Source organism: Enterovibrio baiacu (assembly GCF_004120195.1).
Classification (GTDB): domain Bacteria; phylum Pseudomonadota; class Gammaproteobacteria; order Enterobacterales; family Vibrionaceae; genus Enterovibrio; species Enterovibrio baiacui.
The window spans coordinates 52,989-79,642 of the sequence record NZ_SCHN01000020.1 but is presented as its reverse complement, the minus strand read 5'-3'; the positions used below and the strand labels follow the sequence as shown (position 1 = coordinate 79,642).

Genomic DNA, 26,654 nt, shown 5'->3' with positions numbered 1-26,654 from the left:
CCCCGCAATCGGATTAATCGGTTACGACCAAATCATCGCAATGAATCGCGACAGGTCCATGTGCATAACCCAGAATATCTTGAATGTCTTGGCTGTGTCGACCCGCGATGGCACTCAAGTCTTTACTTGAATAGCGACAGATACCGCGAGCAAGCTGCTTGCCGTTCTGATCACAGACACGCGCAACCGCACCGCGATCAAACGCGCCCTTCACTGACACGATGCCTTTTGATAGCAAGCTGCTGTGACGCTCAACAACAGCAGATGCTGCTCCGGCATCAATAATGATGTCGCCTGCCGGCGGAGGGCCAGCCAAGATCCAACGCTTGCGGCTTTCTAATGGTGACTCAAGCGGCAGGAAGCGCGTTCCCGCGGGTTGACCGTTCACCACATGCTGAATCACTTCCGGGCGACTGCCCGCCGCAATGGTGACTTCAATGCCCGCACGGCGCGCGACGTCTGCAGCTTGTAGTTTGGTAGCCATGCCGCCGGTACCCAGTCCACTCACGCTGCCGCCAGCCAGTTGATGCAAAGTTTCATCAATGGTGTGTACTTCGCGAATAAGTTCAGCATCTGGGTTTGAACGCGGATCAGCGGTAAACAAGCCCGGCTGATCGGTTAAAAGAAGCAGCTTGTCTGCTTCGGCGAGGATGGCCACCAACGCAGAGAGGTTGTCGTTGTCACCGACTTTGATTTCAGCGGTCGCCACTGCATCGTTTTCGTTTACAACGGGAACAATGTTGTTGTCGAGCAAGGCTTGCAGCATATCGCGCGCATTCAAGTAGCGCTCACGATCATCAAGGTCTGCACGCGTGAGAAGCATTTGACCGATGTGGATGCCGTAAATGTCGAACAGGCTTTCCCACTCTTGAATAAGACGGCTCTGCCCCACTGCTGCAAGCATTTGCTTGTTGGCAATGGTATTTGCGAGTTTGGGATGATTGAGATGGTGACGGCCCGCTGCGATAGCACCAGACGTAACAACAATGACTTGATGCCCTTGACGGATGAGCATGGCGCACTGACGCACAAGCTCCACAAGATGTGCGCGATCGATTTTGGTCGAGCCACCAGTAAGCACACTGGTGCCGAGTTTGACAACGATAGTCTGGCGATCTTGCTTATCGCCAGCATCGGAAGTAACGGATGAAACGTTTTCTTGGCCTGACATGATATTGATAACATAAAAGCAAATGAGCTCTTCTTTTATCAATCCCAGACCAAGATAACAAGCGAATAACGCAATCTCGTTACGATTCGAGACAAATCATCCAATTTATGCAGCAGAACCCAATTTTGGTTGCTTAAGTGTAGGAAGCGCGGTGATTTCTAATTGCAATTCACCTTCAACGAAATCGCAGATTTTCTTGTAAAACGCATCCAGTGATTCCGTGACTTCTTTGCTGCATTTTTTCGGCACATTGTCCGATTGCCACTCACCTTCGGTGTTGAATTTGCCAAACTTGTAGGCGTATTCAAATCCGCCTTCTTTCGGTGTCAATTCCAACCACCATCCCCAAAACTCGCGGCTTTCAGGTGGCTTCTTTGCATTCACACAGGCTGACAAGCAATCGAAAAAGTAACGTTCTTCTGTCGATTTGTTCTGTCGAAGATAAGGCCCAATTTGGGTAAAACGTGTTAGCAGCCTTCCATGGGATAAGGTTTTGGTTTCTTCAGTCATAGCAAGATCCCTCAAGACGAGTCCAGTCTATTTATAATCAGTCTAATTTTGCTTACGTCGTTAGGCGTACTACTCAGAAATAACCATTTACAAAACTCGCCTAAAGTACGCAATGTTGTTTAACACTTAACCTTACTTGTATAACACGCAACCAGCGAAAATTCGTGCTTAGAACCTCATGATTCTAAATTACGTCTTCATTTCGAGACATTGAGCAGATATTCATCACAACGTTTTCTCGAACCATTTCATCGTCTCCACCATTGCCCTGTGATATCCATCGTGAATAGGTTTATTCGGAAGCGTCATCGCTTTACCGCCATGGCTATATAGTGCAGCCAATTGATTGTCGGTTTTTGGGCAAACGGGGTCATTTTCCAAATTTAACGCTAATACAGGCACTTTTGTGCGTCTGCCCGTTAACAATCCTTGGTTTTTAAGCGACAGCGCTTGCAGTTGCGTCAGCATCGAATCTGATGCGCTGCCTTTTCCCATCCGTGATGCAATGGAATCAAGGTACATAGCAGGTGCGGCATTGAGTTTTTTGATGTCTACCAACATGGCATGAAGCATACCGCCAATGGACACACAGGATTTCACACGGTTTTGCTCGACGAACGCCATTCTCACCGCGGCATTCGCCGCAAATCGCACGCCCAGAAAGCCTACGCGATGATGATCAACCCAAGGTACAGAGGCTAACTCATTCAACATGGCTTGATGAAGACGGCTGCTATCTTCTGACAAATTCCAATGTGCGCTTCGACCAATTGAGGGCATATCAATGGTCAGCATCGCGATATTGGCTGGGGCAAAATAGGTTTCAAACAAACGCCAAAGATCGGTCTGCAAGCTATCTAAGCCACCACTGACAATCACCACAGGCAAAGGCGAATCAGTGTGCGGTAGATACAAGAAGCCTTCGAGGGCCTTCCCGTCTACCTTCGCAACCACACTCTTTACTTTGTAGGGCAATTTATCGATGGCTGAATGGAATGCCTTGTTAGCGAGCGTTTCAGCTTGAAGCGCCAAGGTATCCCCTTTTAAATGGGGGTATCCCGCGATGCTGAAATACGTGCTCGTTCTTAGCCACGCATTCGCGGCCGCTTCTTTGCTTCCTTTTTCTTCATACTCTTGCGCAATTCGCTGCTGGCGCATCGCGCACTGGGTCCATTCGTACGCCCAGTTTCCTGAACGGTAGCCCACCACGGTATCAAGTTGGCTGTCGTTGGTTCTGTCATTGTCGGAGGCTGCAATGCGCGCCAAGGTCTCTTCCATCTCAATGGGATCGACACCTTGCCAAACCCATTGAGGACGGCGTAACACACGATACCAGCGGCTATCACTGTCCCCATCAATCGCGTCATGTGATTCTTTTTTCGCTTTGGTGGCGGAGCCTACAATGGTCGATGTTTCTCTGGCGAACTTGTGTTGCTTGAAGAGTTTTACGGAAAGGTTTTCGGAATCGGATGCGCTCACGGAACCACCCCTAATGTCGATGATTTAACTGGCGTTAGTGTAAACCATGACGAGTAGAAAGCGACAGAGCAGTTATCGATATTGCAGCCCCAGAAGGAAGCGAGATGACGAAATAAATCAAAGAACAAATACGAGCAAACCAACGAGAGAAAAAGCGAGGGAATATGGCAGCGACAAAAAAGCCCCTTTCGGGGCTTTTCTTTCAATCATTTTGCTCAGCAATCATTAACGCTTAGCAACAGGCTCAACGAAGGTGATGCCCATGTCCCATGGTTGCTCAATCCAGCAATCCTGAGCAATGTCGACAACGTAATCGTCGACAAGGTGTTTACCCGCAGGTTTCGCACACACGGTCACGAATTTCGCTTTTGGATACATTTCACGGATCACTTCTGCCGTGCCGCCAGTATCAACCAAATCGTCAACAACGATGAAGCCTTCGCCGTCACCTTCAGCTTTTTTGATAACACGCATGTCACGCTGGTGATCATGGTCATAGCTAGAAATACACACAGTATCTACGTGACGAATGCCTAGCTCACGAGCAAGAATCGCTGCAGGTACAAGACCTCCACGACTTACTGCAATAATCCCAGTCCATTGTTCCGCAGGTAACAATTTCTCAGCCAGTTGGCGGGTATACATTTGCATGTTGTCCCACGTGATAACAAACTTGTTGCTCATTTTAAAAAACCTCAGTGGCGACGGTCGCCATTTAACTCACAGATTCAATTGCGGCGTATTGTGTCTTACATAACAAATTTCAGCAAGAACAGCGCAGCTAGAACCCAAATACTAATAGGTACGTCACGTCCTTTACCGCTTAGCGCTTTGATTGCGCAGTAAGAGATAAAGCCTAGACCAATGCCGTGTGCGATTGAGTAGGTCAATGGCATGAGCAAACACACCACAACAACCGGTGCCGCTTCTGTTAGGTCACGCCAGTTAACGCTCACCAAACCAGACATCATAAGAATAGCAACGTAAAACAATGCACCCGCTGTCGCATACGCTGGAACCATGCCCGCAAGTGGCGAGAACATCAGTGCCAACAAGAACAGAATACCAACAACAACTGCAGTCAGACCTGTACGGCCACCCGCAGCAACACCCGATACACTTTCAATGAATGATGTGGTGTTTGATGTACCCAACACTGCACCAACGGTTGTCGCTGTACTGTCAGCCAATAGTGCGCGGTTCAAGCGAGGAAGCTTGCCGTCTTTGTCCATCAGCTCTGCTTTAGTAGCAACACCCACCAATGTGCCCGCGGTATCAAACAGATCCACGAACAAGAAAGCAAAAACAACCGAGATCATGGCAACATCAAGCGCGCCAGACAGGTCCATTTGCATAAAAGTAGGCGCTAGGCTTGGCGGCGCAGAAACAATGCCTGCGTACTCCACATTGCCTGTGATGACCGAAATGGCCGTCACAATCAGGATGGCAATCATTACCGCGCCCTTAATGCCGCGATTGACCAAACCAATTGTCAGGAAGAAGCCCAATGCCGCCATTGCTGGTGCGAATGCTGAAAGGTCACCCATTGACACCAAGGTCGCTGGGTGCGCAACAACGATACCTGAGTTCTGCAGCGCGATAAGCGCCAAGAACATACCGATACCTGCTGAAATGCCCGTGCGTAAAGAGAGTGGTATAGAGTTTATGATTAACTCACGGACTTTAAACAGGCTCAGTGCAATAAAGCAAAGACCAGAAAGGAACACAGCACCCAATGCCACCTGCCATGAATATCCCATTTGGAATACAACGGTGTAGGTGAAAAAGGCATTCAAGCCCATACCTGGTGCTTGTGCTACAGGGTAGTTAGCGACCAAACCCATCACGAAACAACCGATCGCTGCAGCCAAACAGGTCGCAACAAAAACAGCGCCGCGATCCATGCCCGTTTCGGACAGGATTGCTGGGTTAACAAAGATGATGTAAGCCATTGTCAGGAAGGTGGTTAAACCTGCAATAACTTCGGTGCGTATATCAGTACCTTGCTCTTTTAATTTAAAAAGACGCTCAAGCATGGCTTTCGTTCCTTGGAAAGTGAGTGGGTCTGCCAATATTACGCAAACGTTTGGCTAAACGTTTGCGTCTGAATTTGACGCGAATCTTACTCGCCAATTATCGAAATTTCCAGCGTGAATTAAGTCACACTGGCTTCAATTGTTGATGATTCAATCAAAGGCACTTCGTATCGACGATATTTTGCCGCGTGTGCTCAATACTAGAGCCAAAATTCGATGGATAAATGCACAAGTAGAAAAACTGAGAGGTGCATAAAGGAAAGAGAAGGATGCCGATAGCTTTGACAAAAAGAGAGAAAATCAAGACAAAAAAAACGCCACTATCAAAGTGGCGCCAGATTAAAGCGTGGTTTCCAAATTAGAAACGAAATATCTGTATAGCGGGGGATGTATCAAATCATGCAAGTCATATTACTTGCGGGAATACCCGAACGGCGTCGGATATTTAAAATTACCAGTAAACACAGAACCAGTGTTCCAGTAGCGACATGCAGAATTACCTTTCATACGGATTACCTCAAAAAATTTTCGTGAAAATGCAGCTTTAGTAAAGCTCGGTTCCATGGAGACGAAAATTTCGGGCTTATCCTTAAACATTGAAAGCGCATGGCTATGTTCTCGGGCGTCTTGCCCTTTCTTGAACGGTGAGATAATAGACGAATGGTAATTAATTTACAACCACAAAGGAGATCAAGATCACATTTATTACCAACACCCCACACTTTAAGTAATTTAATTACACCAAAACACTGTTTTTCTCCACACCAATCCCTAACGAAAAGCGAAAGGTTTAGCTTCCATCCCGCTTTCATAGTGGTATGCTTTTAACAAAGCATACTTTTACGTTACAAATTCTGAAAATTAATCAGAACTCAGCATAAATAGTATGCGAATTCTATTTCTTTGTTTTCTGGAGAAAGCCAGTGTCTGAGATCAGCCAACTATCCCCGCAGCCTGTATGGCAGTTTTTCGATAAGATTTGTTCTATTCCTCATCCATCCAAACATGAAGAGCAACTGGCTCAATACATCATTGAATGGGCGACACAGGAAGGTCTTGCCGTTCGTCGTGACGATGTGGGTAATGTCTTTATCAAGAAAGCAGCCACCGCGGGCATGGAAAATCGCAAAGGCGTCGTACTTCAAGCGCACATTGACATGGTGCCGCAGAAAAATGAAAACACCGACCATGACTTCACTGTCGATCCTATTCGTCCCTATATCGATGGTGAGTGGGTGACCGCTGACGGCACGACACTGGGTTCGGACAACGGCATGGGCATGGCTGCATGTCTTGCTGTACTTGCATCAAAAGATGTCGAGCACGGCCCACTTGAAGTGCTGCTGACCATCGACGAAGAAGCCGGTATGACCGGTGCTTTCGGTTTACAAGAAGGCTGGTTGGAAGGTGAAATCCTTTTGAACACCGATTCTGAGCAAGAAGGCGAAGTGTACATGGGTTGTGCTGGCGGCGTTGATTCAGCCATTACCTTTGCACTCGAGCGAGAAACGCTGCCTTCGGGTTACGTTGCCAAAACGCTACAAATCAAGGGCCTAAAAGGGGGTCACTCAGGTTGTGATATTCACACTGGCCGCGCCAACGCGAACAAACTATTGGGCCGTTTTTTGGCGGGCCATGCTGAAGAGCTAGGCCTTCGCATTCTTTCTGTGCGCGGCGGTACACTGCGCAACGCAATCCCTCGCGAAGCATTTGCAGACGTTGCCATTCCGGAAGAAAGCGCTGAAAAGCTAGCATCACTGTTCAGCCACTATGAGCAACTGTTGAATCAAGAGTTGAGTGCCATCGAGACAAGCCTGTCACTGTCCATCATGGATGCAGATGCAAGTCAGCAAGCACTTACCTCTTCCGTCCAGCGTCGCATCATTGCAGCCATCAACGCATGCCCAAATGGCGTGATCCGCATGAGCGATGACATTGAAGGTGTGGTAGAAACGTCACTTAACCTTGGCGTTATCACGACCGAGCAATCCACCATGACGCTGCTATGTCTCATCCGTTCTTTGGCGGACAGCGGTCGTAGCTACGTTGAAAGCATGCTTCGTTCTTTGGGTGAACTGGCAGGTGCAGACGTGGCATTCTCTGGCGCCTACCCTGGTTGGAAGCCAGATCCTGACTCGGAAATCATGAAGGTGTTCCGCAGTACTTATGAAGGCATTTACGGCCGCGTTCCTAACATCATGGTTATTCACGCAGGCCTAGAGTGTGGTCTGTTCAAAGAACCGTACCCAAACATGGACATGATTTCGTTTGGCCCAACCATCAAGTTCCCGCATTCACCTGACGAGAAGGTAAACATTGAAACCGTCGGTCTGTTTTGGGAACAAATGGTCGCCATGCTTAAAGCGATTCCAGTGAAAGCATAAGCAATACTTAATCCCCCAATAGCAAAAGGGCACATAATGTGCCCTTTTTTACGACCAATCAAAACTGAGCTGGGAGACCTTACTGTCATCGGTTGCAATCAACCCCACAGATAAGCCAATCAGACGCACCCCTCGCCCGTTCTGTCGCGATAGCGCTTCCATGAGAAGTTCAGGAAAAGCGTCTTCATCATATTTCCACTGACGATGCTCTACCGTCGTTTGCTGAAAATCAGAAAACTTGAGCTTTACGCCCTGCCTCGCAATCAGCAAATCAGGACAGACTCGCTTTAGGCGGGTTTCAAGTTCTTCGTAAAGCGACGTCATCACATCCATGCACTGCGATTCTGTTTGAATATCTTCGGGCAAGGTTCGTTCTACGCCGACGGACTTTCTCACGCGATGGGTTTCTACCTCACGTTCATCAATGCCGTGGCAGCGATTCCAAAGCGATTGGCCAAATTTACCAAAGCGAGAAAGTAGCGTGTTCTTGTCGTAAGCCTGAACGTCCTCGCCCTTATAAAGCCCCATATCATGAAGTTTTGCTAACGTTACCTTTCCTACGCCGGGGATTTTTTCTAGCGGCAATGTTTTAACAAACGCCGCAACATCATCCGGCGTGATGACATACTTACCATCAGGTTTATTCAGATCAGAGGCGACTTTGGCGATGAATTTAACGGGCGCAATACCTGCTGATGCCGTTAAACCCAGTTCTCGCTTGATGGTTTGACGGATATCTTCGGCAATGAGGGTGGCTGAACCTTGGAAAAGTAAGCAGTCACTGACATCCAAATAGGCTTCATCAAGCGACAGCGGCTCTATCTTGTCAGTGTAACGTTCAAAAATGGCGCGTATTTGCTGGGATACACTTTTGTATTTCGCCATTTCGCCGCGTACAACGGTCAGTGTTGGGCACAATTTTAACGCGTGTGCCGTTGCCATCGCCGAACGTACACCAAACTTACGGGCTTCGTAATTGCACGTCGAAATAACCCCGCGTCGCTTTTCTGATCCCCCAATAGCCAGAGGAATACCGCGAAGCGAAGGGTTGTCTCGCATTTCAACAGCAGCATAAAAACAATCCATGTCGATATGGATAATCTTTTTCATAGCAAGAACGGCCCAAACACTGTTTAGATAAACAGTGGTAATTATCTGCTCGAATGCGCAGTGATGCAAGTTTGTCCCCCAAAGAAGCTTCCCCCATGATTCAGTGCGCGCAATACCTCAGATTTCGGGTACAAAAAAGGCCGCACTCGGCGACCTTTTCATCACATGGCGTGATTACAGAATCTGGTTCTTTTTCCACTCTTCTGCTTTCGCTGCGCGCGCTTCGCGCTTTTTGCGTGCGTCGCATGGTTCTGGGCAATCACATTCTTTTTCAATGCCGATAGAGCCAAGACCACCGCAGCTGCCGCTGATCGTTTTTCGTTGAATAATGTAACCGATAGACATGCCCGCAATCACAAGCATGAAAACCGAAAACGTTATCAGATATACAGACATTTCATTACCCTTAACGTGTTAGATACTTTTTAAACGCGTCCGATGCGACTTCTTTGAAGCCATTATCCGTCTTTATGATGAAAAATGCGGCAATTTTTTCATTGTTCGCCAGCGTAAGTGCTTTCTCAGGCCCCATCACCATAAAGGCGGTAGAGAAACCGTCAGCCGTCATACAGGATTTATCCAAGACAGTGACAGACACCAAACGGTGATGAATAGGCTTCGCCGTTGCAGGATTAATCGTGTGCGAATAGCGAACACCATTTTCCTCAAAATAATTTCTGTAGTCGCCTGACGTCGCCATTGCCATGTCTCCAGGGGCAATGATTTCCTGAACGGTTTGTTGATCGTTGCTTGGTTTTTCAATCGCAATACGCCAAGGCTGACCTTCCGCATTCACGCCTTTTAACTGAAGCTCGCCACCAATCTCGACCAGATAGTTATTCAATCCAAGTTCAGAAAGATAATTCGCGATCACATCCACACCGAATCCCTTAGCGATCGAGGAAAGATCGACGTACAGATCAGGATTCGTTTTTATCAACGACATCCCGTCCACAAACAGGTGATTGATCCCCGTCATTGCTCTACGTTCAGCAATTTGAGCGTCGGTTGGTACGCGATCTGGTCGGCCTTCAGGACCAAAGCCCCATAGGTTTACCAACGGCCCGACAGTGACATCGAGTGCCCCATCTGACAGCTTATTAATGCGGATCGCTTCGCTGATCACCGTCGCCGTATCTTTTGAAACAGTAAACGGTGAATCATCTTTGTGCTGGTTAAACTGACTCAGTTCAGACGCCTTACGGTACGTCGACATTTGATCATTCACCAACTCCAGACGCTTATCAATTTCCACCTGAATGTCAGATTCACTCGGCAAGGTGACATCATTTAAAAATTTCACCGAGTAATAGGTTCCCATCGTGGAACCTGTTAAGTGCGTTTGTTTCGGCGATTGATCGCAGCCCACCAGAGCCAATAAGGCGCTAACAATAAGACCGGCAGACAACAGGAATTTTTTCATTACTTAATCCGGTTTAGAAATGAGAGGTATCTGAATGCAAATGGTTGCAATGTTAGCCACGGCACACAAGAGCATTCGAATACCAATCACAGTATATATTTAGCGAACTGAACGGTGTAAATCGAAGAAAAATCAAAATGATTTAGGGTACTTACACCTTGATTAACTTAAATAACTTCTGTGATTGGTATGGTTTTTACGCAAAATGGCTGACCCTAAGGCCAGCCATTGTTCTTTCAGACGTGGTGTAAATTAGCCACCGAAGTCATCAAGTAGGATGTTTTCATCTTCAACACCCAAATCTTTCAGCATGCCGATTACCGCTGCGTTCATCATTGGAGGACCACACATGTAGAACTCACAATCTTCTGGCGCATCGTGATCTTTCAAGTAGTTCTCGAATAGCACGTTGTGGATGAAGCCTGTTAGACCATCCCAGTTATCTTCTGGAAGTGGATCTGACAATGCACAATGCCACTGGAAGTTAGGGTTCTCTGCTTGAAGACCATCAAAGTCTTCCACATAGAACATCTCACGCTTAGAACGTGCACCGTACCAGAAAGACATCTTACGGCTAGACTTCAAACGCTTAAGCTGATCGAAGATATGCGAGCGCATTGGTGCCATACCTGCACCACCACCTACGAATACCATCTCTGCATCAGTATCTTTCGCGAAGAACTCACCAAACGGACCAGAAATCGTACACTTATCGCCTTCTTTTAACGACCAGATGAACGAAGACATGATGCCTGGTGGTACGTCTGGGTTGTTAGGTGGCGGCGTTGCGATACGCACGTTCAGCATGATAATACCGAACTCTTCTGGGTAGTTTGCCATTGAGTATGCGCGGATTGTGTCTTCGTTAACCTTAGACTCATAGCGGAATAGGTTAAACTTGTCCCAATCTTCACGGTACTCTTCTGGTACATCAAAGTCAGCATACTTAACATGGTGTGCTGGTGCTTCAATCTGGATGTAACCACCTGCACGGAAAGGTACAGATTCGCCATCAGGGATTTGAAGCTTAAGCTCTTTGATGAAGGTTGCTTTGTTATCGTTAGAAATAACAGAACATTCCCACTTCTTAACACCGAAGATTTCTTCTGGAAGCTCGATGTCCATGTCAGTTTTCATTGCAACCTGACATGCTAGACGCTCGCCTTCACGCGCTTCACCTTTGCTGATGTGATCAAGCTCAGTTGGCAGAATATCACCGCCGCCCGATTTGATTTTCACGCGACACTGGCCACAAGAGCCACCGCCACCACATGCAGATGAGACGAATACGCCTGCGCCTGCAAGTGCACTTAGCAGCTTGCCGCCAGGTTGTGTAACGATAGCTAAAGAGTCATCGCCGTTTACAGATATGGTGATGTCACCTGATGGTACTAGCTTGGATTTGGCGAACAGAATCACCAGTACCAGAGCCAGTACGATTAGAGTAAACATCACTACACCAAGAATAATGTCCATTGACTATTCCTTATTTCGCGGTTTACCCGACTTACAGTTGAACACCGGAGAAAGACATAAAGCCCAGCGCCATCAAACCTACAGTGATAAAGGTAATACCTAGACCACGAAGTGCAGGAGGTACATCTGAGTACTTCATCTTTTCACGAATACCTGCCAGCGCAACAATCGCCAGCATCCAGCCCACACCAGAGCCGAAACCGTAAACCACAGACTCCATGAAGTTGTAGTCACGTTGAACCATGAAAGATACACCACCAAAGATTGCACAGTTAACTGTGATCAATGGAAGGAAGATACCCAGTGCGTTGTATAGCGGCGGGAAGAAGCGGTCCAGAACCATTTCCAGGATCTGTACCAGTGCCGCGATAACGCCGATGAAAGTGATGAAGTTCAGGAAGCTAAGATCCACGCCTTCAACAATCGCACCGTTTCTTAGTACAAAGTTGTAAATCAGGTTGTTAACCGGAACGGCCACAGACAGTACTACGATTACCGCAACACCAAGACCGAACGATGTTTTAACTTTCTTAGATACTGCCAAGAAAGTACACATACCTAGGAAGAAAGAAAGTGCCAGGTTTTCGATGAAGATCGAACGGACCAGCAGGCTGATGTAATGTTCCATTACGTCCTTACTCCTTCGCTTCTATTTGTTCAGGTTTGAACGTACGTACAATCCAGATCAGGAAGCCGATCAGGAAGAATGCTGATGGTGCCAGAAGCATCATACCGTTTGGCTGGTACCAACCGCCTTCTGAAGTCAGAGGCAGTACAGACATACCAAACAGCTTGCCTGAGCCCAAAAGCTCACGGAAGAAGCCGACAGTAATCAGAACGAAACCGTAACCCAAACCGTTACCGATACCATCAATGAATGATGGAAGTGGCGCTGACTTCATTGCATATGCTTCAGCACGACCCATTACGATACAGTTAGTGATGATCAGACCAACGAATACAGACAGCTGCTTAGAGATGTCGTAAACGTATGCTTTAAGGATCTGGTCAACAACGATTACCAGCGAGGCGATGATCGCCATCTGCACGATAATACGTACTGAGTTAGGAATATGATTGCGAATCGCTGAAACGAACAAGTTAGAGAAAGCAGTAACGAAAACTACCGCAAGCGTCATAACAAATGCTGTTTCTAGCTTAGTGGTTACCGCTAGCGCAGAACACACACCTAGCACTTGAAGTGCAATAGGGTTGTTGTCTAGTAGTGGGCCCCACAGATTCTGTTTAAGTTCTTTAGTGTTAGCCATTGTTCAGGCCTCCTTCACGAACTTTAGCCAGGAATGGTCCGAAACCATTGTCACCCAGCCAGAAGTCAAAGGTGTACTGAACACCGTTACCAGTCAGAGTTGCACCAGACAGACCGTCAACACCGTGGATATCTCCAGGTTGAGCGCCGCCTTTTACGATACGAATCGCTGGTTTACCCTGCTCGTCAAACAACTTCTTACCTTCGAACTGTGAACGCCAGCGTGGGTTTTCGATTTCGCCACCCAATCCTGGAGTTTCACCTTGTTGGTAGTAAGAAATGCCGCCAACGGTGTTGCCATCGGTTTCAACTGCAACGAACGCGTACATCATCGACCAAAGACCGTTACCGTGCATTGGAAGAATGATTTCGCTCGTTTTGCCTTCAGCGTCTTTCACCAAGTAGATTTTCGCTAGGTTGGCGCGACGGCCAATACCACCGAAGTCTTGGTCTGCTGGAAGCAGAATCGACTCAGCTGGATCATTGGCAGCAAGACGTTGGTCATACTTAGCAGCTTCTGCTTCAGTACCCACCATCTCACCCGTTGCCAAATCAACCAATTGCGGTTGAATGAATTTGCCAAAGGCTGCTTGAATGTCACCGTCAGCATCGATGCCGGCAACAGAAAGGATGTTGCGCTGTACGTCTAGAACGGCATTTTTCTCTTGCAAAGGACGCAGAGAAACCGCCGCGAAAGATACCACGACTGAACACACTAGGCTCAGCGCGACAACTACGGTCAGCGTTTTTTTAATGCTATCGTTATTGCTTGACACGAGCCAGTCTCCGTTTGATGTTGCCCTGAATTACCAGGTTGTCGAACAGCGGGGCAAACAGGTTCGCGAATAGAATCGCCAGCATCATGCCTTCTGGGTATGCCGGGTTAACAACACGAATCATAACTGCCATCGCACCAATCAGGATGCCGTACCACCATTTTGCTTTGTTGGTGAATGAGGCTGAAACTGGATCGGTTGCCATGAACATCATACCGAACGCAAAACCACCTAGAACCAAGTGCCAGTGCCAAGGCATGCTGAACATTGGGTTAGTGCTTGAGCCGATGATGTTGAACAGGGTCGCAGTAGCAACGAGACCAATCATGGTACCTAGAATGATGCGCCATGATGCAATACGCATCGCAACGATCATTGCACCACCAATGATGATAGCCAGTGTTGATACTTCACCGATTGAGCCTGGGATGTTACCGATGAACGCATCCATCCAAGAAATCGAGTTACCAGTTACGTTATGAACCAGCGCGCCTTGACCGCCTGCAGCCCATTGGCTCAGTGCAGTTGCACCAGAGAAGCCATCAGCAGCAGTCCAAACCAAGTCACCTGAGATCTGTGCAGGGTATGCAAAGAACAGGAATGCACGACCAGCAAGTGCTGGGTTCAAGAAGTTACGTCCGGTACCACCGAAGATTTCTTTCGCAACAACAACACCGAAGGTAATACCTAGCGCTGCTTGCCATAGCGGAAGCGTTGGCGGAACAATCAGAGCAAACAAGATAGAGGTAACGAAGAAACCTTCGTTAACTTCATGCTTGCGAACCATACAGAAAAGCACTTCCCAGAAACCACCGACAAGGAATACCGTCGCGTAGATTGGAAGGAAGTAGGTCGCACCAAGCATCATTTTGCTTGCCCAGCCTGCGTCGGCTTGGAGCGTGCCACCAAACATCTGTGTTAGCCAGTAGTGCCAGTTACCATCAATGATTGAGGTAAGTTGGTCGCCACTGTACATGGCATTCAATGCCATGATGGTTTGGTTACCTGTGTTGTACATGCCAAAGAACATGGCAGGGAACACAGCAATCCACACCATGATCATGATGCGTTTTAGGTCGATACTGTCACGAACATGCGAACCGCGATGTGTCACTGTACCTGGGGTGTATAGCAAGGTTGCAACTGCTTCGTACAGTGCAAACCATTTCTCGTGCTTACCACCAGGTTCAAAATGCGGTTCGATGTCTTCCAGGTATTTTTTCAGGCTCATCAGTTACCCTTCCTTCTCAATTTGATCAAGGCACTCGCGAAGCATCGGGCCAAAATCGTATTTGCCAGGGCAAACAAAGGTACACAGAGCTAAATCTTCTGAATCAAGTTCCAATGCACCTAACTGAACCATGCTGTCCAAATCACCTGCACAGATGTCTCGAAGTAACATGGTTGGCTCAATGTCCAGAGGCATAACACGTTCGTAGTTACCAATTGGCACCATTGAACGCTCACTACCATTGGTAGTGGTTGTCATGTTGAACAGCTGGCCTTTGAAGAACTGGCTCAGGAACGCACGGGTTACAGAGAACTTGTTTTTGCCTGGAACAATCCAACCAAACAGTTCTTTCTCACGGCCTTCTCGAAGCGCACTCACCTGTAGGTGGAAGCGACCAAGATAACCATGAACACCGCCAGCTTCTGTACCGCTTAGTACGGAACCAGAAATGAGACGGATTTCTCCAGGCATCAATTCATTGTCAGTAAGATCATTGATTGACGCACCGGCTTGTGTGCGAATTAGGCGAGGGTTGTTTACCACAGGGCCTGCCAAAGAGATTACGCGGTCAGTGTAAATTTCACCGGTTAGGAAAAGTTTACCGAACGCAATAACGTCTTGGTAGTTCAGGTGCCAAACTTGCGCTTCCAAGCCTGCAGGGCGAAGGAAATGGATGTGAGTACCAACCAAACCTGCTGGGTGAGGACCGTTGAACACGTGCTCTTCGACATTTGATTGTGAACTACGTGGAAGGCTTGACTCACCTTTACATACGAACACTTTATTGTCAGTTAGACGTGAAAGAACATCCAAACCAGCAACGAATGCTTCTTGCTGCTCATTGATAATTTGCTCTGGATTTGCAGCCAAAGGGTTAGTATCAATTGCTGTAACGAATACAGCTGCAGCCTTCGCATCTACTGCCGGGCTTTTGCTGAATGGACGGGTTCGAAGCGCTGTCCAAGCACCAGACTCAACAAGCTGTTCTACAACAACTTGACGATCTAGGCCTGCAATTTCAGAGGCTTCGTACTTATTGAAAGTGACTTGCTCGTTGCCTTCTACTTCAATGACAACCGACTGAAGAACACGTTTCGCACCGCGGTTTACTTCAACCACAGTACCTGCTGCAGGTGCAGTAAATTTAACGCCAGCGTTCTTTTTGTCTTCAAAAAGAATCTGACCTTTCTTTACTACATCTCCAACGCGAACATGCATTGTTGGACGCATGCCAACGTACTCTTCGCCAAGCAAGGCGACTTTTTTGATGGCTGGGCCATCATTAATCACCTGAGTAGGAGTCCCTGAAATGGGGATATCCAAACCCTTTTTTATTGTAATCATACGCACTTGCACTACATTAACGGGAAAAAGAATTCTGTTATTGCGCAGTTAATACACGACTTTCCACTGTCTGGCTGAACAACGAAATCATTCAACCTTCGCAACTTCCAAATGACTAACCCGCAACATTTTTCAGCGTCGGGCTAGTTTTCAAGCGGTGGATTCTACCATCAACCAAAGTCGCTATTCCACGGCAATCACCGTGATACACCTTGAATTTTCGGCAACTGAGCAAACTATCGCCAATTCTGATTGATAAGTATGAGCAAGTGCACAAATCGGCATGCAAAAACGTTGTTTAAAGAGTGTTACAAGCGTAACAAACTGTAAAAATGTTTATGCATGCATATCGTGTTTCGTCGACACGTAAATCTTTAACATTTGCTCACTTACATTTCACTTCGCAGAATTTTTCATTCAAGTTGTTAACTGCGCGTTATGCATTTTTTACTTTTACCAATAAAAAGGCCGTTTATGCTAACAGCCTTGAATATTGTTCAATCTTACTGGTCTAGTTTTGACCCGCCGTGGCATGGAGGAGAAACTGGGGATTGCCCATTTAATTCGTGCCACTCGCTTTCAGTATATGTATGAATTGCCAAAGCATGGATATCATTTTTCAACTCATCCGCGAGTGCTTGGTTAACCGAACGGTGTCTTGCCAGTAATCGTTTCCCTTCAAAGCCCTGCGTAACAACCGTTACTTTGAAATGGCTTTCTGATCCTGCTGGAACATTGTGCATGTGACTTTCATTGATCACATCTAAAAACACAGGAGAAAATGCTGCGGCCAGTTTTTGTTCGATTCTTTGCTGTACAACCATTGTTCGTTATAGCCCTTATCTTTTTGAAACATCATCGCGTCCCGTCTAATGATAGGCAGAAGCGAAGAGGATTGCAGTATTTGCATCATCTGCGACAATATACGCCATCAATCCCACTCTTTTTCTCGCTTCGCTGGCATCTTTGAATGAAAACCACTTTGCAAATTGAAAGCCTCGCTTTAGCGCTACGACGCTATCCAATCCAAAAGAACGAAACTCTGCAAGCATGGGATGCCGCGGACGAATATTTAATTGAGCATGTTAAAGGCCTCGCGCTGCCCCCGCAATCTCGCGTACTGATCCTCAATGATGGCTTTGGTGCCCTCACTTGTTGGGCCCTCGCGCAGCAATTTAACGTTACAGCTGTAAACGATTCTCTGCTCTCACAACAGAGCATAGAAAAGAATATGGAAGAAAATGACCTCCACGGTGCAACATTGCTGACATCACTGGACACACTCTCTTTTGATGTTGATATCGTGGTTGCAAAACTGCCAAAAAACAATCGACTCTTGGTGTGGCAATTGCAACAAATCGCGCAATTGAGCGGCAAATCACCTTCTGTGGTTTTTGGCGCAAAAGCGAAAGATGTGCACACCTCAACACTCAAACTGTTTGAAAAACACTTGGGTGAAACCCACACGTCGTTGGCGAAGAAGAAAGCACGTCTGATTTTTTGTGAAAAGCACATTCAACTCGAAGCCTTGCCAAACGCAATGACCTCGTTTGATGTGCCTGAATACCAGCTTACGCTATCAAACCACGCGAATGTGTTTTCATCTGAAAGCCTCGATATTGCTGCTTATTTAATGCTCAAGCATCTTCCGCGTAGCGAAGACATAAAACACATTATCGATTTAGGCTGTGGAAACGGCGTTCTGGCGATCCAATCCGCGAAATTGAACCCCCAAGCCAACGTAACAGCTGTGGACGAAAGTCACATGGCGATCGCCTCAGCAAGACACAATTTAGTCGCCCATGGTATTGATCCCTCTCGGTTCGAGTGTCGTGCCAACAACTGTCTTGATGAATTCGAAGAAAACAGTGCCGATCTGGTACTTTGTAATCCTCCGTTTCACCAACAACATGCAGTGACTGATCATATCGCTTGGCAAATGTTTTGTGACGCTAAGCGAGTTCTAGAACCGAAGGGACGCATTGTCGTGATAGGAAACCGTCACCTCGGCTATCATGCTAAATTGAAACGTCTTTTTGGCAATGCAGAGATCATTGCCTCCAACAGTAAGTTTGTTATTGTCGAAGCTTCTAAATAAGTCAGACGCTAAAGGGATGTGTTAACACATGAAAAAAATTCTACTGATATCTGGTCTCGTTTTAGGTTTGAGCGCTTGCTCTACGCCCAAAGAACCGCAACTTACCGTCGCTCCTCAACCAACGATCTCGTCGGTTCCTGCTGTTCAGGGTAAGACGGTGATGGTAGAAAGTCGCGACTTACGTACTGCCCAATTTGTTGCTGTTGTTGATAACGGCCGTAAAAATGTTCAGCCGATCCATGCAACCTCTAACGTACGCATCGTGCTTGAAGACGCGCTTACTCGCCAATTCAATTCACAAGGCTACCGCGTTGCTACCGACAGCAAAGGCAAAGTGCGTTTAGACGTGCTGGACGCATTGGTAAAAGTTGAACACTCTGTGTTTTCTCACACCATGCAAACCAATGTACAGATCCAACTCGTGGCAGAGACAAGCGATAATAAGTTTGTGAAACGCTACACAGGTAAATCCACCATGGAAGGCGCAACCAGCGCATCGGTGGAAGACATGGAAATTGCGTTGAACACCTTGTTAGAAGCCGTGCTTCAAGACATTTCCCGTGACAAGCAACTTGCCACCTTTATGAACGAGAACTTCTAATGAAAAACGTTTTCAAAGCGGCACTGACCGCTGTATTCATGCTTGCCTCGCTATCAGCGTGGGCAGCCAACCCCGTGGTCAATGTCACGACGACTGACGGTAATTTCACGCTTGAACTCTACCCAGATAAAGCCCCTAAAACAGTGGCCAACTTTCTGAGATACGTTGAAGACGGTAGCTATGTCGGCACGCAATTCCACCGTGTAATCCAAGGGTTTGTTGTGCAAGGTGGTGGTTTCGACAAGTCATTTGAGCGCAGACCGAGCTATGAAGAAGTGGTCAATGAATCGAAAAACGGTTTGAGCAATAGCCGCGGCACAATTGCAATGGCACGTACCTCAGACCCAGATTCTGCAACACGTCAGTTCTACATCAACCTACAAAATAACAGCAACCTAGACGGGACAGATTACAAATTTGGCTACACCGTCTTTGGCAAGGTTATTCAAGGGTTTACAACGGTTGAAAAAATCGCGAGCGCGAAAACCGTCACTATCCCAGAAGCGCGTATGCGTGATGTTCCACAGCAGCCTATACTTATCGAGAAAATGACGATTACCACTAAGTAATAGGCCTTGGAGACATGCTAAAACTCGTTGCCGACAATCCGGAAAACAACGACAAGCAGGCAGCTGGCGAACATATTCGACAATATGCGCCAGCGTTTGCTGCTGAGGTCGTGCGCTTTATTATTCGTCAATCTGATTACGACGAATTAAAAGAGTCGGTAAAGCAGCAGTTTTTGGACTGGTGGCAACTGTCCCTGCCCAGCGGCCCCCCTGAGGATCAGTACGAATCGGTTTACTGGTACCTCATTTACCTCATCGAATCTCGACAAGAGCATGAGCTGAGAGGCAATCGCTTCGTGAAGCAACGTGTGCAAGAGTGCGCTTGTTATCTGATCAACAAAGGAAAAGTCCCCGATTTTGCTCGTGGCATTCGACCTTGAAGCACGGTAGCATGGTGATATTCTCTGTTACTCACAAGGACGTCTTTCATGTCCCACGATCCCGCGCAAACATGGCGAGAGACACTCACTAGCTACCTTGATAGACGCCTACTTTGGGTCTTTCTTCTCGGTTGTGCCAGCGGCTTTCCTTGGCTGTTAATCGGCTCCAACATGTCTGGTTGGCTGAAAGATGCTGGGCTTACACGCACAGCCATCGGATTGTTCGGATCAGTGTTTGCCGTCTATGCCATCAACTGGATGTGGGCACCGCTGATTGACCGCGTAAAACTGCCAGTCCTGCACAAACATTTAGGTCAACGACGCAGCTGGATCTTGCTCATGCAGGTCATCATGCTGATCTGTACCCTGAGCATTGCCAATACCGATCCATCGTTTAACCTTTGGCTAACCACCACCCTTGCTTTCACGATCGCGCTTGCGTCATCCACTCAAGACATTGCCATTGATGCCTTCCGGATCGATAGCTTCCAAGAGCAGGAAAAAAACAAACTGCCACAGGCCGCTGCTATGGCGGTCATAGGGTGGTGGACGGGATACAGCCTTCCGGGCTATTTCGCCTTTATCAATGCCGATAGCATTGGCTGGAATGGCGTGTATTACGGCATGGCTGCGTTTGTGGGGTTATTGATCCTTTTCACCTTGTTCGTTGGCGAACCCAATACCAATCGAGAAAAGCTTCAAGCGGAGGCAGAGTCTCGTTATGCCAAGCGCCTCAACCAAGGCGAAAGCAGCATTATGGTTTGGTTTTCCGTCACCATTGTTGAGCCCTTCGCTGAGTTTTTCCGACGCAATGGCGTGCAGGTTGCACTGACCCTTCTGCTCTTTGTCTTTCTCTTTAAAATCGGAGAGGCCTTCCTCGGGCGCATGTCGATCGTGTTCTACAAAGAGATTGGATTTAGCAACGAAGACATTGGCAACTACTCCAAACTCATCGGCTGGGGAGCCACGGTTGTATTCACCTTGATTGGCAGCGCCGTCAATGTCCGATTCGGCGTGGTCAAAGGTCTTCTGATTGGCGGTGTCGCCATGGCCAGCAGTAACTTAATGTTCGCGCTCATGGCGCAACTTGGTCCGAACAAAGATCTTTTCCTTGCAACGATACTGGTTGATAACTTCACCAGTGCATTTGCCACCATCGCGTTTGTCTCTTTCCTCACCTTCCTAACAGGACGCGCTTTCTCTGCCACGCAATATGCGTTGCTGGCGTCCCTTGGAAACCTTGGAAGAACGACGCTGTCGTCTTTCAGCGGCTCCATGGTGGATTGGATAGAGAGCTTTGAATGGTTGAATGGCATTGACTGGCTGAACCCTTGGTCGCTGTTCTTCATCATTACAACGCTGATGGTATTGCCAAGCCTTGCGATGATTGTGGGGCTTCGTCACCACTTCAAACGCCTCGCTGAGTTACAGAAATAACCTAAAATCTGTTGAACCCGTGGCATTCGTCACGGGTAACACGCCTAAGCCCCCTCAAATACAAAACACACGTCAAATATTGAGACTTTAATCTCATATGTAATCCGTTACATAGAGATCTGCATCACAATACGCAAACGGTTGCGGTTACATTGCATTTCCTTTTTTGAACTTTTACATAGAATGGCGCTCGCAACGGCGGAGGTCCTACCATTCGGTGTCTTTGCCACTCCAATCTTAGCGATGTAAAAGAGAACTTAAGATGCGTAAATCAGTAGTAGCACTTGCCGTTCTGGCGTCAGCGGCAGCTGTACCAGCACAAGCTGAATATCATTATGGTTTTGCAAACGTATATGCAGACTACTTGAAGTGGACCAACGGCGATGACCACTTCGGTGGCGTAGAAAATAACCGCGACAAGCACGTTACTATCGGTGCGGAAGCTGGTGCTGGCTTTGATTGGGGCCAAGTTTACGGTTTTTACGAATACGAGAAGCTAGACCAAGGTTCAGATACTCGTAGCCAAGCAGCTAAGTTCACTGTTCACTACAAACTTGTAGATAACATTACTGCATACGGCCAAGTATACGACCTAAAAGACAACGCATTTACCAACGAACAAAACCGTGTTCTTGGTTTTGGTTACCTTGGTCTAAATGGTGAAGGTTGGTCTTTCAACCCATTTATTGGTGTTCATGACCTCTCTATCGATACGATTGAAACTCGTGATAAAGACACTCAAGTTCTAAAAAGCTCGTTCAATGCATCTGGCTTCAATGGCTACATGGCTGGTTGGACAGCAATGTACAACTTCGATATCGCTGGTCAGCCTCTAATGCTTACTAACTGGCATGAAATCGAATTTGACCGAAATGATGACTATGCTGGCATGCAATACGGCAAGATGGGTCACAATGGTGGTGTAAGCCTTTGGTACGACATCACTGACACCATCTACACAGGCATTACATACCGTTACTTCTATAACAAACTGGGTGTAGACGGCTACGGCGACGCAGCTATCTTCCGCATCGGTATGCACCTGTAATCGCAAGATTATCGAAAAAAGCACCTTCGGGTGCTTTTTTACTTTCTGAGGCCCAAAGTGAACGCAGTAACTGAATGATTCCTTGCTGTTACAGTGGTGATTCGAAAGGATGATCGGTGGTATTCTTCTAAAGATTGGAAACAGAAAGGATACATCATGCATTTCACGCTCGTCGGTGCAGGTGCTGTGGGCACGCTGTGGGGACTAAAGCTCCAAGACGCAGGCCACCATGTTCACTTCTGGACACGGGCAGAACAGGTATCTTTAACGCGAGGCTTTGAGTCGCTCACAGAGCAACACTTTCCTGCCAACAATGCCAACTTACTTGCCGATAGTGATTGCATCCTCGTCTGCGTCAAAGCTTTTCAGGTCGATACAGCACTAAACAGCTTGTTGCCATACCTTCACCAAGACACGCCCGTCATTCTCATGCACAACGGCATGGGCACCGCGCAAAGCGCCGTGGAAAAACTAGGTAGCATCCCCTTGTTACTCGCGACCACCTCTCAAGCAAGTTTGTTGCTGTCGGAAACCACCGTTCGACACACGGGCATTGGTGAAACACGGCTAGGCGGTATTAACCCAAGCGGCAAGCGCTGTGATTTCTTAGCTGAGGTGCTGAACCACGCCCTCCCCCCTTGCAAGTGGGAAAGCAAGATCGAACAGGCATTGTGGCAGAAGCTCGCGATCAATTGCATGATCAACCCGTTAACGGGGATCTTTCAGATTCAAAACGGTGAACTCACCAAACCCGAATACAGTGACCAGCTGCACCAACTTGCCAGCGAGATTGCCCTCGTCATGCAAGCAGAAGGCATAGATACTGACAGCGACACCGTGCTGCAACGTGCCCTCTCAGTAGCGAATGCGACAGCGACAAACTATTCCTCGATGAACCGTGATGTGTTTTACAAACGCCCATCCGAAATCGAGGCCATTACAGGCTATTTGATTCATTGCGCAAGTCGCCATAGTATTGCCACGCCTGAAAATCAGTCGCTATACCTAGCAATTAAGAACTTGGAGCAATCCTATGACCACCCCTAGTGTTTTAGTGTGCCTCGCGCCGGGCACCGAAGAAATGGAAGCCGTGACCGTCATTGATGTCATGGTACGCGCAGGATTCAACGTGACCACAGCAAGCGCTGCACCGAATGGCGAACTCGAACTCACCTGTTCACGCAGTGTAAGGCTCATTGCAGACGCACCTTTGGTGAAAGTTGCCGACGAGGAATACGACTGTATCGTCATCCCTGGCGGTGTCGAAGGTGCAACGTGTTTGGGTGAGAGTGCGTTAGTGATTGAAATGCTTCGCCAGCAACAATGCGATCAAAAATGGGTTGCCGCTATCTGTGCCGCTCCCGCATTGGTATTGGAGAAAAACGGCCTTTATCCCGATGCATACAAGTCATGCCACCCTGCCTTTGTTGAGCAAATTGCCGAAGACAAGCGCAATACAAAGCGCGTTTTCACTGACCGTGACCACAAACTGATTTCCAGCCAAGGGCCCGGCACTGCTCTAGAGTTTGCGATTGAGATTGTCTATGTCTTAGCCGGAAAGGAAAAAGCGGCTGAAGTGGTTGGCCCAATGGTGATCATTCCTAATCTTCACTATGAGCAGAAGTTCGCCTGAAGCGAGAAGCGAGAAGCGAGAAGCGAGAAGCGAGAAGCGAGAAGCGAGAAGCGAGAAGCGAGAAAATATAACTGAACCTTCGCCTCTCTAAGCAAGAAAAAACCGACGCATGGTCGGTTTTTTTTATGGCTCATTTATGGCAGCGCAGCCATTACGGGCGATACACTTTCACGTTTGTGAAGCCATTCTCTTGCAAGTACAGCGCTTGAAGGCGACTCATGACACCACGATCACAGTACAGCAGGTACGTTTTGCTCTGATCCAAATCGCCAAACTTGGTGGCGAGTTTGAAGAAAGGAATGTGCATTACGTCTGCGCCATCGATTTCTAGCGGGTTACCGTCTTCTTCTTCAGGGCTGCGAATATCAAGCACCACAGCACCTGATGCAATATCATCCACCAGCTCAACTTCTGGGGCTTTTTCTTTGCTGATCTTTTCGATATCACGAATGTCGATAATGCGTGCGTCGTAAACCACTTTATCAAGCACATCAAAGTTAAACTTCGCTTCTTCCGCTTCCAGTTTTTCTTTTTCAGCTTTGATGGTGGGTTTACGAGAAATCACACCACAGTATTCCGGCATGGTTTTCGCGAAATCTTCAGTACCGATATCACGTGCAAGATTGATGATGTCTTCTTTATCCCAGTTAATCAAAGGACGAAGAATCAAAGAATCTGTTACGTTATCAATCATTCGAAGGTTAGTCAGTGTCTGGCTTGATACTTGGCCTAACGCTTCACCCGTGATCAACGCTTGAATGTTAAACTTGTCTGCCACTTTCGAGGCTGCACGCATGAACATACGCTTGAGGATCACGCCCATTTGGCCGTCTTCAACGTTCTCAAGGATTTCAGCAACAACCGGTTCGAAGTCGATAGAGATAAACTTCACTTTTGCAGAAGAACCGAATTTCTCCCACAAGTAGTAAGCCGTTTGCTGAACACCAATTTCGTGTGCCGCACCGCCAAGGTTAAAGAAGCAGTAGTGCACCTTGCTGCCGCGTTTGATGTGCAAGTAGCTAGAAACACCGGAGTCAAAGCCACCAGAGATCAAGCTCAGCACGTCTTCTTGCGTACCAAGAGGGAATCCACCCAAGCCTTTGAAACGTTCACGAACAACGTTCACGTTCTCTTTGTCTACTTCAAGGTGAACTGTCATGTCTGGGTTCTTTAGCTGTACACGAGCAGATTCTACATCTTGGTTCAAGCCGCCCCCCACATAACGCTCAACTTCAATCGACGTAAAGTCATGGTTGCCACGACGTTTTGCACGTACACAGAAAGATTTGCCTTCCAGCTGATGGCTCACCGTTGCAGACACGATTTCATAGATGTTGTGCAGATCCGTAAATGGCGTTTGCTCTACTTCTAGAACGTGGTGAATACCCGGTGTTTTGGTCAACACATCCAGCGCAATCTGGCGTTCAGAATCGTCTTTTAGCGAAACCTCGATATGATCACGGCGGTTGAATACAGCCATAGAATCAGACTTTCGCTTAAGAATATTTCGGATGTTAGTTTCCAGAATTTTCGTGAAGCGCTTCCGTACAGATTCACTTTTGACCATCACCTCTGGGTGAATTTTTACGATAAATTTCATAACAGGTTTCGCTAGAGCTACGATAAAGGCGCGGATTATACATCAAGCATAACGTATTCGAAATAACCCAACACGAACGAAAAAGCAGCGACGATGCGCTGCTTTCTTTATAGGTGCCCATTATTCTCGCTTAGAGCGCGATCAGTTTTCCTGAATCGCCTCTACCGGTGCATCTGCTGACAACTCTTCAGACTCACGCGGTTTGCCTTGCATAATCGAGATTTCCACACGACGGTTGAGCGCGCGATTCGCGGGCGAATCATTTGGCGCGCGCGGCATGGAACCCGCCAAACCTTCTACACGCATGCGCATCGGATCAAACCCTTGCACCTTTTCCATCTCTTGAGCCACCGACACGGCACGCTGCGCGGACAAATCCCAGTTTGAGCGATACAGTTCTGAATCCAATGGCGAATCATCGGTATGCCCCGAGACTTTGATTTCACCCGGCACATCTTTCACCAAATCGGCAATCTGACGCACCAACGGACGGAACTTCGGCTGCAAGAACGCAGAACCCGCAGGAAACGCGCCTTTCTCTCGAATGCGGATAACCAGTTGCTGCCCGAGGTTTTCAACCTCAACGGCCCCTTCTTCCACTTCACGTTCGAGGGCTTGCACCACCATTTGAGCAGTACTCGACATTTGTTCGACGTCCTGCTCTTGTTCCTGCATCGAGGCTTCACTGGCCGTCGAGCCACCTTCAAGTTTCGCAGAGTCCCGTTGTGACCCCCCTGCGCGGTCAGATTCACCGTCTTGGAAATCGAGGGAGCGCTGCGTCATGTCGATGGTTTGTTGCATGATCACTTCAATCGGCGTTGGCTCAGGGCGACCCGGGCGAAACTCCTGCGCAATCACACTGGTCCCTTTCGGGATGTCTTTTACTTCCAGTAAGTTTTGCACACCAAACGCAAACTTCATGGAGCCAGCGATCTGCTTAAACTTCAGTACATCCATTTCCGAGAACGAAAGCAGAAGTACGAAGAAACACATCAGTAGGGACATCAAGTCCGCGAACGTACCCATCCAAGCCGGGAGGCCTGGGGGGGGACATTTGCATTCTTCTTCCATATCAGGCTCC

At 47.7% G+C, this 26,654-nt stretch carries 26 protein-coding genes; 9 read left to right on the top strand and 17 right to left on the bottom strand.

The window, feature by feature from the left end; translation table 11 throughout:
- Positions 1-13 precede the first annotated feature (13 nt).
- From proB to EQP46_RS20000, 5 genes are all read right to left on the bottom strand, one after another.
- On the bottom strand, positions 14-1,171 hold the full coding sequence (gene proB / locus EQP46_RS20020; protein ID WP_129495319.1) for a glutamate 5-kinase: 1,158 nt from the start codon (positions 1,169-1,171) through the stop codon (positions 14-16).
- A 105-nt stretch (positions 1,172-1,276) separates the two neighbouring features.
- Positions 1,277-1,681 carry a sigma factor-binding protein Crl gene (gene crl / locus EQP46_RS20015; RefSeq protein WP_129495318.1) on the bottom strand — a complete coding sequence of 135 codons (405 nt, stop codon included), beginning with the start codon at positions 1,679-1,681 and terminating at the stop codon, positions 1,277-1,279.
- 225 nt (positions 1,682-1,906) lie between these two features.
- Positions 1,907-3,160 (bottom strand): esterase FrsA, encoded by a 1,254-nt coding sequence (gene frsA / locus EQP46_RS20010; RefSeq protein ID WP_129495317.1) that lies wholly within the window; start codon positions 3,158-3,160, stop codon positions 1,907-1,909.
- Between the two features lie 225 nt (positions 3,161-3,385).
- On the bottom strand, positions 3,386-3,844 hold the full coding sequence (gene gpt / locus EQP46_RS20005; RefSeq protein WP_129495316.1) for a xanthine phosphoribosyltransferase: 459 nt from the start codon (positions 3,842-3,844) through the stop codon (positions 3,386-3,388).
- Positions 3,845-3,909: 65 nt separating this feature from the next.
- Positions 3,910-5,196: an NCS2 family permease gene (locus tag EQP46_RS20000; protein WP_129495315.1), complete on the bottom strand. Its 1,287-nt coding sequence runs from the start codon at positions 5,194-5,196 to the stop codon at positions 3,910-3,912.
- Between the two features lie 923 nt (positions 5,197-6,119).
- Between EQP46_RS20000 and EQP46_RS19995 the strand changes: the two genes are divergently transcribed.
- Positions 6,120-7,580: an aminoacyl-histidine dipeptidase gene (locus EQP46_RS19995; protein ID WP_129495314.1), complete on the top strand. Its 1,461-nt coding sequence runs from the start codon at positions 6,120-6,122 to the stop codon at positions 7,578-7,580.
- 48 nt (positions 7,581-7,628) lie between these two features.
- Here the strand turns inward: EQP46_RS19995 and dinB are convergent, their stop codons facing one another.
- From dinB to bolA, 10 genes are all read right to left on the bottom strand, one after another.
- A complete protein-coding gene (gene dinB, locus EQP46_RS19990) occupies positions 7,629-8,690 on the bottom strand; it encodes a DNA polymerase IV (protein WP_129495313.1) in 1,062 nt (353 codons plus the stop codon).
- Positions 8,691-8,864: 174 nt separating this feature from the next.
- Positions 8,865-9,086 carry a (Na+)-NQR maturation NqrM gene (gene nqrM, locus EQP46_RS19985; protein WP_129495312.1) on the bottom strand — a complete coding sequence of 74 codons (222 nt, stop codon included), beginning with the start codon at positions 9,084-9,086 and terminating at the stop codon, positions 8,865-8,867.
- Positions 9,087-9,096: 10 nt separating this feature from the next.
- Positions 9,097-10,113 (bottom strand): FAD:protein FMN transferase, encoded by a 1,017-nt coding sequence (locus tag EQP46_RS19980; RefSeq protein ID WP_129495311.1) that lies wholly within the window; start codon positions 10,111-10,113, stop codon positions 9,097-9,099.
- Positions 10,114-10,365: 252 nt separating this feature from the next.
- Positions 10,366-11,589 carry an NADH:ubiquinone reductase (Na(+)-transporting) subunit F gene (nqrF, locus tag EQP46_RS19975; RefSeq protein WP_129495310.1) on the bottom strand — a complete coding sequence of 408 codons (1,224 nt, stop codon included), beginning with the start codon at positions 11,587-11,589 and terminating at the stop codon, positions 10,366-10,368.
- 31 nt (positions 11,590-11,620) lie between these two features.
- Complete coding sequence (gene nqrE / locus EQP46_RS19970) at positions 11,621-12,217, bottom strand: NADH:ubiquinone reductase (Na(+)-transporting) subunit E (protein ID WP_129495309.1); 597 nt, start codon at positions 12,215-12,217, stop codon at positions 11,621-11,623.
- A gap of 7 nt (positions 12,218-12,224) precedes the next feature.
- Entirely contained in the window at positions 12,225-12,857 is a 633-nt protein-coding gene (locus EQP46_RS19965; protein ID WP_017011331.1) for an NADH:ubiquinone reductase (Na(+)-transporting) subunit D, read from the bottom strand.
- Entirely contained in the window at positions 12,850-13,632 is a 783-nt protein-coding gene (locus tag EQP46_RS19960; RefSeq protein ID WP_129495308.1) for a Na(+)-translocating NADH-quinone reductase subunit C, read from the bottom strand. The genes EQP46_RS19965 and EQP46_RS19960 overlap by 8 nt, the downstream gene beginning before the upstream one ends.
- Positions 13,619-14,863, bottom strand: coding sequence for an NADH:ubiquinone reductase (Na(+)-transporting) subunit B (locus EQP46_RS19955; RefSeq protein WP_129495307.1), 1,245 nt, complete (start codon positions 14,861-14,863; stop codon positions 13,619-13,621). Before EQP46_RS19955 ends, EQP46_RS19960 begins: the two co-directional genes overlap by 14 nt.
- 3 nt (positions 14,864-14,866) lie before the next feature.
- Complete coding sequence (locus EQP46_RS19950; protein WP_129495306.1) at positions 14,867-16,207, bottom strand: Na(+)-translocating NADH-quinone reductase subunit A; 1,341 nt, start codon at positions 16,205-16,207, stop codon at positions 14,867-14,869.
- A 503-nt stretch (positions 16,208-16,710) separates the two neighbouring features.
- Complete coding sequence (gene bolA / locus EQP46_RS19945; protein ID WP_129495305.1) at positions 16,711-17,031, bottom strand: transcriptional regulator BolA; 321 nt, start codon at positions 17,029-17,031, stop codon at positions 16,711-16,713.
- A 146-nt stretch (positions 17,032-17,177) separates the two neighbouring features.
- Between bolA and EQP46_RS19940 the strand changes: the two genes are divergently transcribed.
- The 8 genes from EQP46_RS19940 to EQP46_RS19905 all read left to right on the top strand — a co-directional run bounded on the left by EQP46_RS19940 (position 17,178) and on the right by EQP46_RS19905 (position 23,973).
- Positions 17,178-18,305: a methyltransferase gene (locus EQP46_RS19940; protein ID WP_129495304.1), complete on the top strand. Its 1,128-nt coding sequence runs from the start codon at positions 17,178-17,180 to the stop codon at positions 18,303-18,305.
- A 28-nt stretch (positions 18,306-18,333) separates the two neighbouring features.
- Complete coding sequence (locus EQP46_RS19935; protein WP_129495303.1) at positions 18,334-18,906, top strand: YajG family lipoprotein; 573 nt, start codon at positions 18,334-18,336, stop codon at positions 18,904-18,906.
- The gene (locus EQP46_RS19930) at positions 18,906-19,475 is read left to right on the top strand and encodes a peptidylprolyl isomerase (protein WP_129495302.1); all 570 of its coding nucleotides are present in this window, start codon (positions 18,906-18,908) and stop codon (positions 19,473-19,475) included. Before EQP46_RS19935 ends, EQP46_RS19930 begins: the two co-directional genes overlap by 1 nt.
- 14 nt (positions 19,476-19,489) lie before the next feature.
- Entirely contained in the window at positions 19,490-19,855 is a 366-nt protein-coding gene (locus EQP46_RS19925; protein WP_017011339.1) for a hypothetical protein, read from the top strand.
- 48 nt (positions 19,856-19,903) lie between these two features.
- Complete coding sequence (locus EQP46_RS19920; protein ID WP_129495301.1) at positions 19,904-21,292, top strand: AmpG family muropeptide MFS transporter; 1,389 nt, start codon at positions 19,904-19,906, stop codon at positions 21,290-21,292.
- Positions 21,293-21,554: 262 nt separating this feature from the next.
- Complete coding sequence (locus tag EQP46_RS19915; protein WP_129495300.1) at positions 21,555-22,340, top strand: outer membrane protein OmpK; 786 nt, start codon at positions 21,555-21,557, stop codon at positions 22,338-22,340.
- Between the two features lie 156 nt (positions 22,341-22,496).
- Positions 22,497-23,387 (top strand): ketopantoate reductase family protein, encoded by an 891-nt coding sequence (locus tag EQP46_RS19910; protein ID WP_129495299.1) that lies wholly within the window; start codon positions 22,497-22,499, stop codon positions 23,385-23,387.
- On the top strand, positions 23,374-23,973 hold the full coding sequence (locus EQP46_RS19905; RefSeq protein ID WP_129495298.1) for a DJ-1 family glyoxalase III: 600 nt from the start codon (positions 23,374-23,376) through the stop codon (positions 23,971-23,973). The genes EQP46_RS19910 and EQP46_RS19905 overlap by 14 nt, the downstream gene beginning before the upstream one ends.
- Positions 23,974-24,124: 151 nt before the next feature.
- On the opposite strand, the gene thiI is transcribed toward EQP46_RS19905, so the two are convergent.
- Together thiI and EQP46_RS19895 are read right to left on the bottom strand one after the other, a co-directional pair.
- Positions 24,125-25,573: a tRNA uracil 4-sulfurtransferase ThiI gene (thiI, locus tag EQP46_RS19900; RefSeq protein ID WP_129495297.1), complete on the bottom strand. Its 1,449-nt coding sequence runs from the start codon at positions 25,571-25,573 to the stop codon at positions 24,125-24,127.
- A gap of 141 nt (positions 25,574-25,714) precedes the next feature.
- The gene (locus tag EQP46_RS19895; protein WP_129495296.1) at positions 25,715-26,644 is read right to left on the bottom strand and encodes a flagellar motor protein MotB; all 930 of its coding nucleotides are present in this window, start codon (positions 26,642-26,644) and stop codon (positions 25,715-25,717) included.
- Positions 26,645-26,654: the final 10 nt, after the last annotated feature.